The sequence below is a fragment of the Pedobacter foliorum genome, assembly GCF_013266735.1.
GTDB lineage: Bacteria > Bacteroidota > Bacteroidia > Sphingobacteriales > Sphingobacteriaceae > Pedobacter > Pedobacter foliorum.
The window spans coordinates 214,349-229,635 of record NZ_JABSNU010000008.1 but is presented as its reverse complement, the minus strand read 5'-3'; the positions used below and the strand labels follow the sequence as shown (position 1 = coordinate 229,635).

General features: G+C 37.9%; 12 protein-coding genes. 7 read left to right on the top strand and 5 right to left on the bottom strand.

Annotation, left to right across the window (positions count from 1 at the left end):
* The first annotated feature begins 631 nt into the window (after nt 1-631).
* Nucleotides 632-1,291 carry an orotate phosphoribosyltransferase gene (gene pyrE, locus HQN83_RS17075; RefSeq protein ID WP_173091593.1) on the top strand — a complete coding sequence of 220 codons (660 nt, stop codon included), beginning with the start codon at nt 632-634 and terminating at the stop codon, nt 1,289-1,291.
* A 7-nt stretch (nt 1,292-1,298) separates the two neighbouring features.
* Complete coding sequence (locus HQN83_RS17070; protein ID WP_173091592.1) at nt 1,299-1,697, top strand: SRPBCC family protein; 399 nt, start codon at nt 1,299-1,301, stop codon at nt 1,695-1,697.
* A 96-nt stretch (nt 1,698-1,793) separates the two neighbouring features.
* On the opposite strand, the gene HQN83_RS17065 is transcribed toward HQN83_RS17070, so the two are convergent.
* From HQN83_RS17065 to HQN83_RS17050, 4 genes are read right to left on the bottom strand one after another with little or no spacing between them, the layout of a single operon-like run.
* Nucleotides 1,794-2,894 carry an NADH:flavin oxidoreductase gene (locus HQN83_RS17065; protein WP_173091590.1) on the bottom strand — a complete coding sequence of 367 codons (1,101 nt, stop codon included), beginning with the start codon at nt 2,892-2,894 and terminating at the stop codon, nt 1,794-1,796.
* Nucleotides 2,895-2,916: 22 nt separating this feature from the next.
* Nucleotides 2,917-3,219 carry an ArsR/SmtB family transcription factor gene (locus HQN83_RS17060; protein ID WP_173091588.1) on the bottom strand — a complete coding sequence of 101 codons (303 nt, stop codon included), beginning with the start codon at nt 3,217-3,219 and terminating at the stop codon, nt 2,917-2,919.
* A gap of 56 nt (nt 3,220-3,275) precedes the next feature.
* On the bottom strand, nt 3,276-4,490 hold the full coding sequence (locus HQN83_RS17055; protein ID WP_173091586.1) for an MFS transporter: 1,215 nt from the start codon (nt 4,488-4,490) through the stop codon (nt 3,276-3,278).
* Nucleotides 4,491-4,835 (bottom strand): DUF1801 domain-containing protein, encoded by a 345-nt coding sequence (locus HQN83_RS17050; protein ID WP_217277411.1) that lies wholly within the window; start codon nt 4,833-4,835, stop codon nt 4,491-4,493.
* Between the two features lie 183 nt (nt 4,836-5,018).
* On the opposite strand from HQN83_RS17050, the gene clpB reads away from it, so the two are divergent.
* From clpB to HQN83_RS17035, 3 genes are all read left to right on the top strand, one after another.
* On the top strand, nt 5,019-7,613 hold the full coding sequence (gene clpB, locus HQN83_RS17045; RefSeq protein WP_173091584.1) for an ATP-dependent chaperone ClpB: 2,595 nt from the start codon (nt 5,019-5,021) through the stop codon (nt 7,611-7,613).
* A 486-nt stretch (nt 7,614-8,099) separates the two neighbouring features.
* Nucleotides 8,100-10,385, top strand: coding sequence for a glycosyltransferase family 4 protein (locus HQN83_RS17040; RefSeq protein ID WP_173091582.1), 2,286 nt, complete (start codon nt 8,100-8,102; stop codon nt 10,383-10,385).
* Entirely contained in the window at nt 10,382-11,389 is a 1,008-nt protein-coding gene (locus tag HQN83_RS17035) for a glycosyltransferase family 4 protein (protein WP_173091579.1), read from the top strand. The genes HQN83_RS17040 and HQN83_RS17035 overlap by 4 nt, the downstream gene beginning before the upstream one ends.
* Here the strand turns inward: HQN83_RS17035 and HQN83_RS17030 are convergent.
* Nucleotides 11,384-12,859, bottom strand: coding sequence for a glycoside hydrolase family 130 protein (locus tag HQN83_RS17030; protein ID WP_173091578.1), 1,476 nt, complete (start codon nt 12,857-12,859; stop codon nt 11,384-11,386). The two genes, HQN83_RS17035 and HQN83_RS17030, sit on opposite strands and share 6 nt — an antisense overlap.
* Nucleotides 12,860-13,243: 384 nt before the next feature.
* Here HQN83_RS17030 and HQN83_RS17025 point away from each other — a divergent pair, with 384 nt between their 5' ends.
* Both HQN83_RS17025 and HQN83_RS17020 read left to right on the top strand, forming a co-directional pair.
* On the top strand, nt 13,244-13,852 hold the full coding sequence (locus HQN83_RS17025; protein ID WP_173091576.1) for an outer membrane beta-barrel protein: 609 nt from the start codon (nt 13,244-13,246) through the stop codon (nt 13,850-13,852).
* 117 nt (nt 13,853-13,969) lie between these two features.
* Nucleotides 13,970-15,076, top strand: coding sequence for a C1 family peptidase (locus HQN83_RS17020; RefSeq protein ID WP_173091574.1), 1,107 nt, complete (start codon nt 13,970-13,972; stop codon nt 15,074-15,076).
* Nucleotides 15,077-15,287 lie beyond the last annotated feature (211 nt).

The following is a 15,287-nucleotide window of genomic DNA, read 5'->3' as shown; positions in this document are numbered from 1 at the left end:
GGATAGATCAGGTATTTTTCAGGGACATCTCAGGCGATTTACCTCAGGTAGGCCTGAGAAGAGCCTGAGAAAAGCCTGATTTTCCCCTCAGTATTCCCGACCGGGTATACAGGCGATACCGAGCCGGTTCCCAAGCCGTACAGGAACTCAATTAGAAAAAATCAGGGCATCAAAAAACATTTATTTAATGGCCTCATCGGCATCTTTAATTGCTCTCATCGTCTTTTGTACACATCGTGTTTTGTACACATCGTCATCCTGAATTTATTTCAGGACCCCTCAAGAGAAAAAGAGCTTAGCTAGTGAGGGGTCCTGAAATAAATTCAGGATGACGATGTATACAACACTCAACGGCCGTGCATACTCAACGGCCGTATATACTCAGACGCGCAAAAATACTCAGATCTGCAGATAGGTATGCAAAAAACAAGTCAATATCTTAAACAAACCAACGCATATCACTGATTCACAGTCGATCACAAAAAAGACTTTCAGCATTGATTTTTATTACGGATATTTGCTCGTTCTAAAATAAATTAAACAAGAGTTTTCAGCATTTTTCTAATAAGCGATAGATAAAATATTTATTACGCTTACCAGCAAAACGCGAGAAATTCCGTAATTTTGAGACATGTATAATAAAAGTGATATTGAATTAAAAGTAGCTGAATTTTTATTACAAATTAAAGCAATAAAATTACAACCTAATAACCCATTCACATGGGCTTCTGGTTGGAAATCTCCTATTTATTGTGACAACAGGATCACACTTTCCCATCCTTCTGTTAGAACTTATATCAGACAAAAGCTTACGCAATTGATACAGGAAGAATATGGTTCTGTAGATTTAATTGCAGGTGTAGCAACAGCTGGTATACCTCAAGGTGCATTAGTAGCCCAAGAACTTGGCCTGCCTTTCGCTTATGTTAGAGCAAAAGCAAAAGAACACGGCACCGGAAGTTTAATTGAAGGTGAAATAGTTGAAGGACAACGCGTAGTTGTTATTGAAGATTTAATCTCAACAGGAAAAAGCAGCCTTCAAGCTGTTGATGCTTTAAGAAATGCAGGACTTTCTGTTGCTGGATTAGTTGCCATTTTTACTTATGGCTTCGATCAGGCTGAAGAGAATTTTAAAGAAGCAAAATGTCGCTTCTCGACTCTTTCTAACTATAACACACTTATAGAATATGCTGCTGAGCACAGCTTCATTGCACAAAACGATGTTGATTTGCTTACCAAATGGCGTAGAGACCCAGCAAATTGGGGAAAAGAATTAGAACAATTAACGTAAAATCATAATGACAGTTATTGAAAGCTCCGTAGAGTTAAACCTACCGGTTGAAAAAGTATACGCATTTTTGGCTGATATGAACAATCATCAGCAATTAATGCCTGAGAACATTTACAACTGGTCTTCTACAACAGATGATGCTAGCTTTACCATTCAGAATATGGCTAAACTGGCCATTAAAATCTCTGATCGCGTAGAAAACAAGGAATTAACTGCAATACCTACAGAAAAACCTCCTTTTGATGTTCAATTAAAATGGACAGTGGCTGATAATGGTAATGGCGGAACTATCGCAAAACATATTATTTCTGCAGATCTTAACATGATGATGAAAATGCTTGCTGCAGGTCCCCTGCAAAAGCTTGCTGATCATCAAACAACAAGATTAGCTGAAGTATTAAAATAATACATACTTGCACTTGTGTAAGTAGTATACCCTTAATAATCGTCCGAAAGCTGGTCAACATGACCAGCTTTTTTTATTTACCTCTATTTGCAAATACTATAGTAATTGCATTAATGCTTCTTTAGAAAATCCTTTCAATTCAGCAGTACGTTCATCACGGATTTTCTGAACCCATTTGGCATCTGCAAGTAAAGGTCTGCCGACAGCAACCAGATCAAAATCTCCTCTATCCATTCTTCTCATTAGCTCTTCTAAAGAACTTGGCTCAGAACTTTCGCCTCTAAATGCTGCTAAAAACTCTCCTGATAAACCAACAGAACCGACGGTAATGGTAGCTTTTCCGGTGATTTTCTTAGCCCATCCAGCAAAGTTAAGATCAGAACCTTCAAACTCAGGCTCCCAGAAACGACGTTGCGAACAGTGAAAAATATCAACTCCTGCATCAACCAGAGGCTGTAACCATTGTTCCATTTCCTGTGGTGTTTTAGCCATTTGCAAAGTATAATCAGATGGTTTCCATTGTGATAATCTCAAAATTATAGTAAAATCTACACCTACCTGTCTTCTCACTTCTTTAATAACCTCTACCGCAAACTTAGTACGCTCACCTAATGTTTTACCGCCATAGCTATCTGTACGGTTATTGGTGCCATCCCAAAAAAACTGGTCAATTAAATAACCATGAGCACCATGAAGCTCAACACAATCAAAACCCAATCTTTTAGCATCCGCAGCAGCACTTCCGTAAGCTTTAACAGCTGCATCGATATCCTCTTGAGTCATTGCTACTCCATTTGAGAAACCTGGTCTGTTTAAATCAGATGGCCCTTCAAAAGGCGACGAAGGAACCCATCCTGAATGGTGGTTATCCATTACACCCATGTGCCATATTTGTGGCCCCATGCTTCCACCAGAGTGGTGTACACTGTTGATTACATCTTTCCATCCTGCCAAAGCCGCATCTCCATAAAAATGTGGCACATTAGCATCATTTGATGATGAAACACGATCAATAACCGTTCCTTCAGATAGGATTAACCCTACTTCTCCGGCTGCTCTCCTTGCATAATATGCAGCAACATCAGCTGTTGGCACTCCATCTGGCGAGAATGAACGCGTCATAGGTGCCATCACTATTCTGTTTTTTATATTTAATGATTTCAAACTAAAAGGTCTGAACAAACTTTCTGTACTCATATAATTGTTTTTTTAATAAGTTCTATATTTCTGATTTGATGATATTGCTTAGCGCAGCAAAAGCTTCCTCATTACGTCGGTAATAAGTCCACTGCCCTAGCCTGGTTGATTCAAGCAATCCTGATTTCTGAAGAATAGAGAGATATTCTGAAACGGTAGACTGGGTTAAACCAGCCTTTTGTTGTATTTGCCCTACACAAATCCCTACCTCATCAAATGAAGCGTGTTCCTGTGCTGGGAAATGTTTTTCCGGTTCTTTAAGCCACTGCAAGATTTGCAGTCGTGTTTTATTTGATAGTGCTTTGAAAATCTCTAACTGATCCATAGCACAAAGATATATCGACTTTTCCCGATATACCAATTAATACAAAAAGGATGACACTATGCTGATAACTTCATCATTTTCATCACAAAATAGAAACCTACCGAAGCAACGGTTAAAGCCACTACCGTACCCCACCATAAAGTTTCGAAACCGAATTCAGCAGCAACCCTAGTACCTACAAGCGGAGAAAATATATGGGCTACAGAAAAAGACAGCGCATTTATACCCATATAAGCACCTCTCTTTTTTACGGAAGATCTTTGAAGTGTAATGGTTGCCATAAAAGGCATCGCCAGAATCTCCGCCAAACAGATTATAAACATAGAAAGGTAAAGCACAGGAATCCCTTTGGCAAGGTTCAGCACCAGAAATGACACCGCACAAAGTACAGTACCAGCCACAATTATGGTGCGGGCAGTAAATCTCTTTTCGGCAATATGAACCACAAGCATCTCCAAAGAAAACACCACCAAACCACTAAAGGCAAGAATAATTCCTATTTCAGCTTCAGTCATTTTGTAAACATTTCTGTAGTACAAAGGAAGTGTGCTTAATAATTGCAGAAAACAAATGGCAAAAATGCAGGAAAGCACACTGAAAAGCATAAAAGGAACATCCTTGTAAGGAGACAAATTAGCACGATCTCCCTCATCCTCTACCACCTCCTTTTTCTTCTTCTCATTCCCTTTACGATTACGGAAATAGATAAAAAATAGAATGGCCGACAATAATGCGCCTATTGCATTTCCATAAAACAAAAATGCATAAGATATGGCCGCCAAAAAACCGCCCAAAGCAGGGCCTATAGAAAAGCCAAGGTTCATGGCCATCCTGTTTAATGAAAACGACCTGATGATATTATCCGGTTTCGAATAATAGGCTATAGAAACAGAGTTTGCAGGTCTAAATGTTTCCGAAACTAAGCTTAAAGTAAAAACGCCAATCGCCAACTTAACCACCGTATCCAACTCTGGAAGCAGAAAAAACATAGGTACAGTTAAAATTAAACTAACCAACTGAACTTTAAAGTGTCCGGCTTTATCGGTAAGCCATCCGCCTAAAAAGTTTCCTGAAACAGCACCTAAACCAAAGCAGCTTAACACCATTCCGGTATCTTCTAATGAGAAATGCAGGTGATTAATCATGTAAACTCCTAAAAAAGGAATCACCATTGCTCCACTTCTGTTTATAAGCATAACCAAAGCAAGCATCCAGGCTGGGGTAGACAACCCGCGGTAAGCATCTAAGTATAATCGTATAAAATCCTTCATTTAATATCGGGCAAGCGCTTGTTTTAGTATATCGTTTATCGTTTCAATTGGTAAATCCTCATTAGGATCTATCAACATTATTTTCATTCTGACCCTCTTTTCAATAATCAGATCAGGATGATCGATATGCTTGCTTTCCACAATACCTATGTATGGTTTAAGGTATTTTTTATGAATCCATAAGTAGCAAAACATTTTTCCTTTGTAGTAAAAAAATGGTAGATGATACTTCCACTCAGGGGTAATATTTTCATCCAAAGCCAATATAAAATCCTTTAACGCAAGTAAACAACCTCGTACGGGTTCTTCTTTTTGCTGGTAAAAGTTATCTAATGGAGTCAGCATTTATGAAAAAGGTAGATGGTTACAAAGGACGTAAAATTAAATCAGATTTCTTAGGATCAGACATTTTTTCATCATAAACAACTATTTATCAGACAATTATGCAGTTCAAAACAAAAAGTACCGACAAAATTTCCGATTAATAACTAAAAACCAAGATGGCATTTGCTTTGTTTAATTGCTAGCATGAACTTCAACAATTTCACTATAAAAGCCCAGGAAGCAGTTCAACAGGCTTCTGAAATAGCCCAAGGCAATCAGCAACAGGCTATTGAAACAGCACACCTGCTTAAAGGTTTGCTTACTGTTGATGAAAACGTAGTTTCATACGTTTTAAAAAAGTTAAACGTAAATCTTAATGTTTTAAACCAACATTTAGATAGTCAGATTGAGAAATTCCCTAAAGTTAGTGGAAGCAATGCCTATTTAACTTCGGGCAGCAACTCTGCTTTACAAAAAGCTCAGTCGTACCTAAAAGAATTTAAAGACGAGTTTGTGTCTGTAGAGCATCTTTTGCTAGGTATTTTATCAGTTAACGACAATACATCGAAACTTTTAAAAGATCAGGGAGTAAATGAAAAAGACCTTAAAAAAGCAATTATTGCTTTAAGAGGCGATAGTCATGTTACCGATCAAAATGCCGAAGCAACTTATAATGCCCTTAATAAATATGCGCGTAACCTTAACGAATATGCCGAATCTGGCAAGTTAGACCCCGTTATTGGTCGTGATGAAGAGATTCGGAGGGTAATTCAAATCCTTTCGCGGCGTACCAAAAACAATCCTATTTTGATTGGAGAGCCGGGTGTTGGTAAAACAGCCATTGCCGAAGGTATCGCTTTTAGAATCATAAAAGGCGATGTACCTACAAACCTGAAAACGAAAACCGTTTACTCGCTTGATATGGGTGCATTAATTGCCGGGGCAAAATATAAAGGCGAATTCGAAGAGCGTTTAAAAGCAGTAGTTAAAGAGGTTACTCATAGCGATGGAGACATTATTTTGTTCATCGATGAGATCCATACTTTAGTTGGTGCCGGTGGTGGCGAAGGTGCAATGGATGCTGCAAACATCCTTAAACCTGCCCTTGCTCGTGGAGAATTACGTGCAATTGGAGCTACTACGCTAGATGAATATCAAAAATATCTGGAAAAAGATAAGGCCCTTGAGCGTCGTTTCCAAAAGGTAATGATTAATGAGCCTGATACTCAGGATGCAATTTCAATTCTGCGTGGATTAAAAGAAAGATACGAAACCCACCACAAGGTGAGGATTAAAGACGAAGCCATTATTGCCGCCGTAGAAATGTCTCAACGCTATATTGCAGATCGTTTTTTGCCAGATAAGGCTATCGACTTAATGGACGAAGCTGCTTCTAAACTACGTTTGGAAATGGATAGCGTGCCTGAAGAGGTTGATGAGCTGAATCGTAAGATCATGCAACTGGAAATTGAGCGCGAAGCCATTAAAAGAGAGAATGACGGTAAAAAAGTTAAAGATCTTGGCGAAGAAATTGCCAATATGTCTGCCGAACGTGACGAAATAAAAGCGAAATGGCAAGGCGAAAAAGATTTGGTAGATAATATCAACAATGAACTGGAGCAGATTGAAAACTATAAACTGGAAGCGGAGCAAGCAGAACGTGCCGGAGATTATGGCAAAGTAGCAGAAATTCGTTATGGTAAAATAAAAGAATCGCAGGACAATGTTGAAAAGCTAAAAGTTGAACTCGAAGGCATGCAAAGCGAAAGCCGAATGCTGAAAGAAGAAGTAACTGCTGATGATATTGCCGGTGTAGTAGGCAGATGGACCGGTATTCCGGTAACCAAACTAATCTCTAGCGAACGCGAGAAATTATTAAACCTGGAAAACGAGTTACACAAACGTGTTGCCGGACAGGATGAGGCTATTGAGGCTATATCAGATGCTATACGTCGCTCAAGAGCGGGCTTACAGGATAAACGTAAACCAATTGGATCATTCATATTCCTAGGTACAACGGGTGTTGGTAAAACGGAATTAGCCAAAGCATTGGCAGAGTTTCTGTTTAACGACGAGAATGCGATGACCAGAATAGATATGAGTGAATATCAGGAACGTCATGCGGTTTCTCGCTTAATTGGAGCTCCTCCAGGATATGTAGGATACGATGAAGGCGGTCAGCTAACTGAAGCTGTGCGTAGAAAACCTTATTCAGTGGTATTGCTGGATGAGATTGAGAAAGCACATCCTGATGTATTTAACATTCTGTTACAGGTGTTGGATGACGGAAGGTTAACCGACAATAAAGGTCGCGTGGTAAACTTTAAAAACACCATCATCATCATGACCTCAAATATTGGGGCACATATGATTCAGGATAACTTTAAAGATCTTAACGATAATAACCGTGATGAGATAATTGCAAAAACCAAAAGCGAATTGTTTGAGGTATTGAAACAAACCATCAGACCCGAGTTTTTAAATCGTATAGACGAGCTGATCATGTTTACACCGCTTAATCGCAATGAGCTTAGGGACATAGTTACCTTACAGTTTAAACATGTACAGGATACACTTGCGGAAATGGGAATTGAAATAGAGGCAACACCTGAAGCTTTGGATTGGCTTTCAGAATTAGGATATGATCCTCAATTTGGTGCCCGCCCGTTAAAACGTGTAATACAGAAACGTATCCTTAATGAGCTATCTAAAGAGATTCTTGCTGGCAAGATCGATAAGGATAGTAAAATTAAACTGGATATGTTTGATCACAAGTTTGTCTTTTTAAACAACAAATAAGCTTTAAACAACACGTGAGCTTTTTTTAAAATCAGGGAAAAGTTTAAAAAACTCTGCTTAGCAAATAAGAAAGAAGAGTTGTAAAAAACATAACCTGCATTACTAACACACACGTCATCCTGAATTTATTTCAGGACCCCTCACAAGGTATTAAAAACCTACTTAAACGGGATCCTGAAATAAATTCAGGATGACGTGCGTGTGTTACAGCACGACCTGCGCGCGCTACAACATATAAGCATCCCTACAATCCCCTATAAAATAAAAGACTAATATCCGATAGCATTTTGTGTAAAAATAGCGTCCAAACAGACTAAAGTCTAACCAGAGTCTGAGTTGAGTCTGACCTGAGTCTGAGTTGAGTCTGAGTTGAGTCTAACACAATATAAACTTCGCCCAGAAATTATCTTAATTCCCTTGCCGACCTAAAAAACAGAACATTCCACTCTAACTTGTGTTATATAAGTAATACATTCCTCTAAAACTATGAAAATTGCTTATATATCCTCATATCCACCTCGTGAATGCGGCATCGCTACCTTCAACAACAACTTACTAAAAGCCATCGGATTTAATAAAGAATCCATTTCCAAGGATAGCTTTGTTGTGGCAATGAATGATTCTGATTCATTGGATCAATATGAATACCCTAAAGAGGTAAAATACATCATAAGGCAAGAAAACCAAAAGGACTACATTCGTGCAGCAGATTACATTAACACCAGTGTTGCCGATGCCTGCATTTTGGAACACGAATACGGAATTTACGGAGGCGAAAGCGGAATCTATATTTTGCCCCTTATAGCCAGGCTTCAAAAACCTCTGATCACAATTCTTCATACCATACTAAAAGACCCCAACTACGTACAACTTACTGTTTTACGGGAAATTGCAAAACACTCTTCAAGAATTATAGTGATGAGTCATAGAGCCGTAGGGTTTTTAACCAGCATTTACGGAATCCCTTTTGATAAAATCCAGTTGATTGAGCATGGTGTGCCAGATTTAGAGCCTAAACAAGAGAACCCTGTTAAAAACACATTAGCCTTCAAAGGCAAAAAGGTACTATTTACGTTTGGTTTGATCAGCAGAAACAAAGGTCTGGAAACCGTTATTGAAGCCCTACCACAAATCGTAGCTAAAAACCCAAACGTAATGTATGTGGTTTTAGGCACCACTCATCCAGGAGTTATACGAAGCTCAGGAGAAGAATACAGAGACAACCTAAGGAAACTTGCTAGAAAGCTTAATGTAGAAGATAACCTTACCTTCATCAACAAATTTGTGTCGGAAGAAGAGTTATTCGATTATCTGACGGCCTGCCAAATGTACATCACGCCCTATTTAAATGAAGCCCAAATTACAAGTGGAACGCTTTCTTATGCTGTTGGGGCAGGAACTGCAATACTATCAACCCCCTATTGGCATGCACAGGAATTACTTGCCGACCATCGTGGTAGATTATTTGATTTTAAAGATGCCAATGGTATTGCCACTATAGTAAATGAGTTACTTGAAGACGATAGCAAACTGAATCAATTAAGAGCTAATGCTTATGAGTATGGAATGCATTTACGCTGGCCAACTATAGGACAAGTATTTGTTGATGTACTTGAAGAAGCAGTATCAAAATACCTTTCTGAAAAAGAAATCAACAATAAGCCAATCATAGATCCAGATATGATGCCGGCCTTTACTCTGGCACACATACAACGTTTAACAGATGATACAGGTATTGTTCAACATGCAAAATATGGGATACCAAATCTTAAAGAGGGCTATTGTTTAGATGATAATTCAAGAGCTTTAATACTAACTATCCTTGCCTACCAGCAAAACAAAAGTAAAATTGCTTTAGATCTGCTGCCTATTTATTTAAGCTACATTCAATACATGCAACTCGAGGATGGCAATTTCAGAAACTTTCTGAGCTTTAAGCGAGAGTATCTGGATGAAGTTGGTACCGAAGATTCATTTGGAAGAACTGTATGGGCATTGGGTTATTTAATTAACAATGCACCTAACAACTCTTACAGGGAGTTTGGAAAAGAATTATTCCTTAAATCAATTCCTCATTTTGCTAGCTTAAAGCATTTAAGAGGAATAGCAAATACTATAATTGGTTTAACACATTTTATCCATGCCCATCCTTACGATGAGCATATAAAAAACTTACTGGATCAGCTTGCAGAGCCTTTAAAAACTGCTTATCGCACCCACCGAGCTGAAGATTGGCATTGGTTTGAAGAAAAACTAACATACGATAATGCGATACTACCACTTGCTTTAATCTCTCACTATGAAATCAGCAAAGATCAGGAATCAAAAGATATTGCTTTTGAGAGCCTGGAGTTTCTAACTCAAAAAACATTGGCAAATGGTTACCTAAATCCAGTTGGAAATGATGGTTGGCTATTTAAAGATGGAGGAGAAATGGCCATATACGACCAACAAGCCATTGAAACTATGGGAATGGTAATGGTGTACTTTAAAGCGTATGAAATTACACACGATTTAACCTACATTAAACAAATGTATTTAAGCTACCAATGGTTTTTAGGAGAAAACTCACTTCAAATCCCCTTGTATGACTATGAGACTAAAGGTTGTGGAGATGGATTACAATCGCATGGTATCAATAGAAATCAAGGAGCAGAAAGCACGTTGGCTTATTGGATTTCGCATTTAATTGTGTTGAAAGCCTTGGAATCAGAATACGAATTTATCCAAAGCAGCGACCTTCTGGCTGCTCAAAAACAGGATTTTAATTGAAAGTAGCAGTTCTGGCACCCGTAGCCTGGAGAACTCCACCGTGGCATTATGGGCCATGGGAACAAATGGCATCGAATTTAACTGAAGGATTGGTAAGTAAAGGCTTGGAGGTAACCTTATTCGCTACATCAGATTCCATCACGGCAGCAAAATTGGATGCTGTGGTAAATAAAGGATACGAAGAAGATAAAACCGTTGACGCCAAGGTTGTTGAATGCCTACACATTAGCAACCTGATGGAAAAGGCACACCAATTTGACCTGATTCATAACCATTTCGACTTTTTACCACTTACCTATTCCCGCTTGATAAAAACTCCATTAATAACCACTATCCATGGCTTTTCATCAGAAAAGATATTATCTGTTTATCAAAAATACAACGCTACAAGCCATTATGTTTCTATAAGCAATAGTAACAGACATCCCTCCTTAAAATACCTCGCTTCGGTATACAATGGAATTCAAGTTGGTAATTTCGATTTCAATGCTTCGCCTGAAAACTATTTGTTATTCTTTGGGCGAATACATCCCGACAAGGGTACTTCGGAAGCCATACAAATAGCACTAAAAACAAAACGCAGGTTAATTATTGCTGGCATTGTACAGGATCAGAATTACTACAACGAAAGGATTGAGCCTTTTTTAAACGATGAGATTAAGTTTATAGGCGCTGCCAGACCAGAGCAAAGGAATGAATTGTTGGGCAAAGCTTATGCATTATTACATCCCATTAGTTTTGAAGAGCCGTTTGGTTTAAGTGTGGCTGAGGCTATGCTTTGTGGAACCCCCGTTATTGCATTTAACAAGGGAGCAATGCCTGAACTGATAAAAGACCATGAAACCGGATTTCTGGTAAAAGATGTAGATGAAGCTATTAAAGCAGTTTCATCTATATCTTCTATTGATCGGCTGACCTGCCGAAATTGGGCAATTAGCAACTTCTCTCAGGAAAAAATGGTGGCTGATTACATCAGCCTTTACCATCAAATTTTAGCGCTATAAATCTCCTTGGTTCGAGTTTTTTAGCTTCTCGAGCAGGATATCTATTTTAACTCCAGCAAATGAAGAACAGTAATCGGACAGGCCATACGGGATAATCAACTCCCCATTGTGGATAATAGAACCGCATGAATACAGAACATTGGGCACATATCCCTCCCGCTCATCCGTATTTGGAATAACAAGAGGTTCCCTTAACCTGCCAATTTCTATTGAGGGGTCATTTAGATCGAAAAGACTGGCGCCTAAACAATACCTTCGCATAGGGCCAACACCGTGCGTTATCACCAACCAGCCTGCTTCGGTTTCAATTGGCGAACCACAGTTGCCTATCTGTATAAATTCCCAACAGAACTTGGGTTCCTGCAACTTAACCGGATTATCCCAAACGGTAAGCCTATCAGAATACATCAAATAATTATTAAAGCCATCAATGCGCGACATCATCGCGTATTTACCATTGATCTTTCTTGGGAACAGTGCAAGGTTCTTGTTTTGTGCCCCTATGCCATGTAGAGGACTAATTTTAAACTCATAAAAATCTGTTGTCTGCAATAATTTAGGCATAATCATGGCGCCATCAAACGCGGTATAAGTAGCATAATATATTACTGAACCGTCATCTCTAACAAAGCGGACAAATCTTGCATCTTCTATGCCCTTGCGTTCAAATTCAGAAATAGGAAAGATAACCCGGTCAGATATATCCGTATCTCTTGAAAAACTAATCTCATGGTAAGTATCAGATAGCCACAGCACTTTATCATACTCAAGCTTCATTAAGTCTGTTTCCTGCAGGTTTTTAGAGTCCAAAATAATTCTACGCAGGGTTGCATAATCAAATTTTTCTTCAAGCTTTAAACCTATCTCATCCAGTACTTCAAAATTAATCTTTGAGTCGGCTGCCTTTTTAAGAAATAGTTTTTTGTTATAAATAGCATTCTTTACTACCTCGGCTTCATCAACATAATTGCCTACAGGTATTACTGTAATGTCGTGATTACGATCTATAAGTGCTCTTCTGAATACTACAGATGAAATATGGCCTTCTCCAACTGCCCTAAAACTAATAATTACGCGTCTTTCACCTTCAACAAGATCAGATTGATCAGGATCATCAACAATAGATGGATTAAAAAAGGCCGCAGATTCTATAGAATATTCATGTGTGAAATAAGAACCAATTAGCAACTTATGATACTTATCCATTTCTTCATAATCAAACCCAGCTGTCTCTATGCATTCTTTTACTTTCTTACAATGCCTATTTAGAATTTTGGTAATGCTTCTGTGCCGCTTGGAATATTCCTGTAGCAATGGAGAGATAATATCGAAAACCTCTACCGCTGTAAGACTCATAACATGTTTTACTACTTCTACCGCGCGCTCTTCTCCATTAAAAAAGAATCTGGCAATTACACGCTTTGGGTCAGGATATACCTTAATTGGTTTTCGCTCTATTAATAATCTCATATAGTTATAACACTTAAGTAGCCACAATGATTTTATGAAATTATCTTTTTTACGGAAAGCGCCAATTTGGCTTGGCATACTTAAAATATAGTGGCTGAAATTCTGCCAAAACACACACATAATTCCTGACAATTATACAATAATAGTCAAACTGACTATATATTCTCATGTTAATTAAATGACAATTAATAGTTAATTGTCACCCTAAAATAATATTGAAATACCTCTTTAATTTTATTTCACTATTAGTTAGCGAGTTACAAAAAATTGCGATTCAAGAAAAATGAAGCAGATTGTGTTTGGCACAGGTGTTGACTATATAACGGAAATGGTCAGAATATAAAAACTAGCAAACGACCAGATTATAAATTAAAAAATAAGAAAATGAAAAAATTATTATTATCATTAGTTGCAGTTTCTGCATTAGCATTCACAACTCAAGCACAAACTGAAAAAGGAAAAATTATTGTTGGTGGTAATGCAGCATTTAGCACTAGCAAATCAGATGCAGAAGGTGCTAAATCAAACACAAGCTTCAAAATTGTACCAAGCGTTGGTTATTTTGTAAGTGATAATATTGCAGTTGGTACTGGTGTTGGTTACAGCTACGATAAACAAATTAGTAAATTTGAAAACCAGGCATTTGTAGTTAGCCCTTTTGGTCGTTACTATGCTAATTTATCTGAGTCATTCAAATTCTTCGGTCAGTTATCTGTACCAATGGAATTTGGAACTGCTAAAGCTGTTGACGCTGCAGGTAAAGTAGGTGATAAAGTAGGTTCTTCTACAAGCATTGGTGTTGCATTAGCTCCAGGTTTTGCTTTCTACCCAACTAAAAGAATTGGTATTGAGTTTGGAATTAATGGTTTAAGCTACAACAACACTCGTTATGAGAATGGTAATGGCGATAAAATTAAAGGTGCTGGTTCTGATTCATTCGATCTTGGAGCTAACTTTTTCAAACCTAATTTAGGTATCCAATTCCACTTTTAATAGACTTTACATTTGGTTAGATAAAGAGCCCTTCGCATTTGCGAGGGCTTTTTTTATGGCTATTTTCATAAAAACTCATGATGGTTTCCTACTTTTAATGAACTAGCTAATTTAAAAATGAAAAAAACCATATTATTTGCAATTGGGTTTGGATTTATTTTATCCGCACAAGCACAAAACAATGTGCTAAAACCTGTAAAAGAAAATGCTGCTACTTCCATTAAAAATCAGGGTCAATCGGGTACTTGTTGGAATTACTCAACCACTTCCCTTATCGAATCAGAAGGAATCCGTAAAGGTTTAGGAGCGCTGAACTTATCGGAAATGTTTACCGCTCGCAATGTGTATATAGAAAAAGCAAAAAACTATATTCTACGTCAGGGGAAAGCACAGTTCGGAGAAGGCGGTCTTGGTCATGACTTAATACACTCAATATCACTGTATGGTGCAATGCCTCAGGCGTCTTTTCAGGGTCTAAGCGGTGAAATACCTAACCACACTGGATTAGAAACTGCTTTAAAAACATATCTTGATGGTGTACTTAAAAAGCGTCCTCTTGATAGTGATTGGCTAAAAGGTTACGTACAGATTCTTGATGAAAAAATTGGAGTTCCTCCAACTAATTTTGAATATAAAGGCAAAAATTATACTGCAAAAACATTTGCTCAGGAGGTATTAAAGTTTGATGCTAACGATTATGTAAACATCACCTCTTTTACTCACCATCCTTATTACAGTCAGTTTGTTTTAGAGGCACCTGATAATTTTGCAAATGGATCATTTTACAATCTTCCATTATCTGAAATGGTATCATTAACCACTACCGCAGTAAAAAATGGATATACCATTATGTGGGATGCAGATGTAAGCAACAGAAATTTCCAGCAGCAAAAAGGTTATGCTATTTTATTTGCTGATACAACTGATGCAAAACAAAAAGAGCTAAACCCTGAAGTTAAAGAAATCGCATATACACCGGAGTTGCGTCAGCAGCTGTATGAGAATTTAACCACTCAAGATGATCATTTGATGCACCTTATTGGTCTTGAACAAACAGCAAGTGGCAAGCTATTTTTTAAAGTGAAAAATTCGTGGGGTGATGTAGGTCCTTTTAAAGGCTACATTGAAGTATCGGAGCCTTATTTTGCAATTAACACCGTAAGTTTAGTTGTGCCAAAGGCAGCACTTTCAAAAGAATTGAAAAGCAAGTTAGGCTTACAATAAGCCTGTTTTATTAAATGAATTCTGTTTTATTAAACAAATAGGGTGTTCAAAAAGGTAAGATCGTCGTCCTTTAGATTTGACCAGTGGTCTAGAACCTAAAAAACAATTGTTATTTAGTATTATGTTTAATTCTTCAGATATACAGAATTTTGCAGGGAAGTTGCCTAACCACGGCAGCGGCGAATTAATCGGTCGTAAAGGTTTTGATACC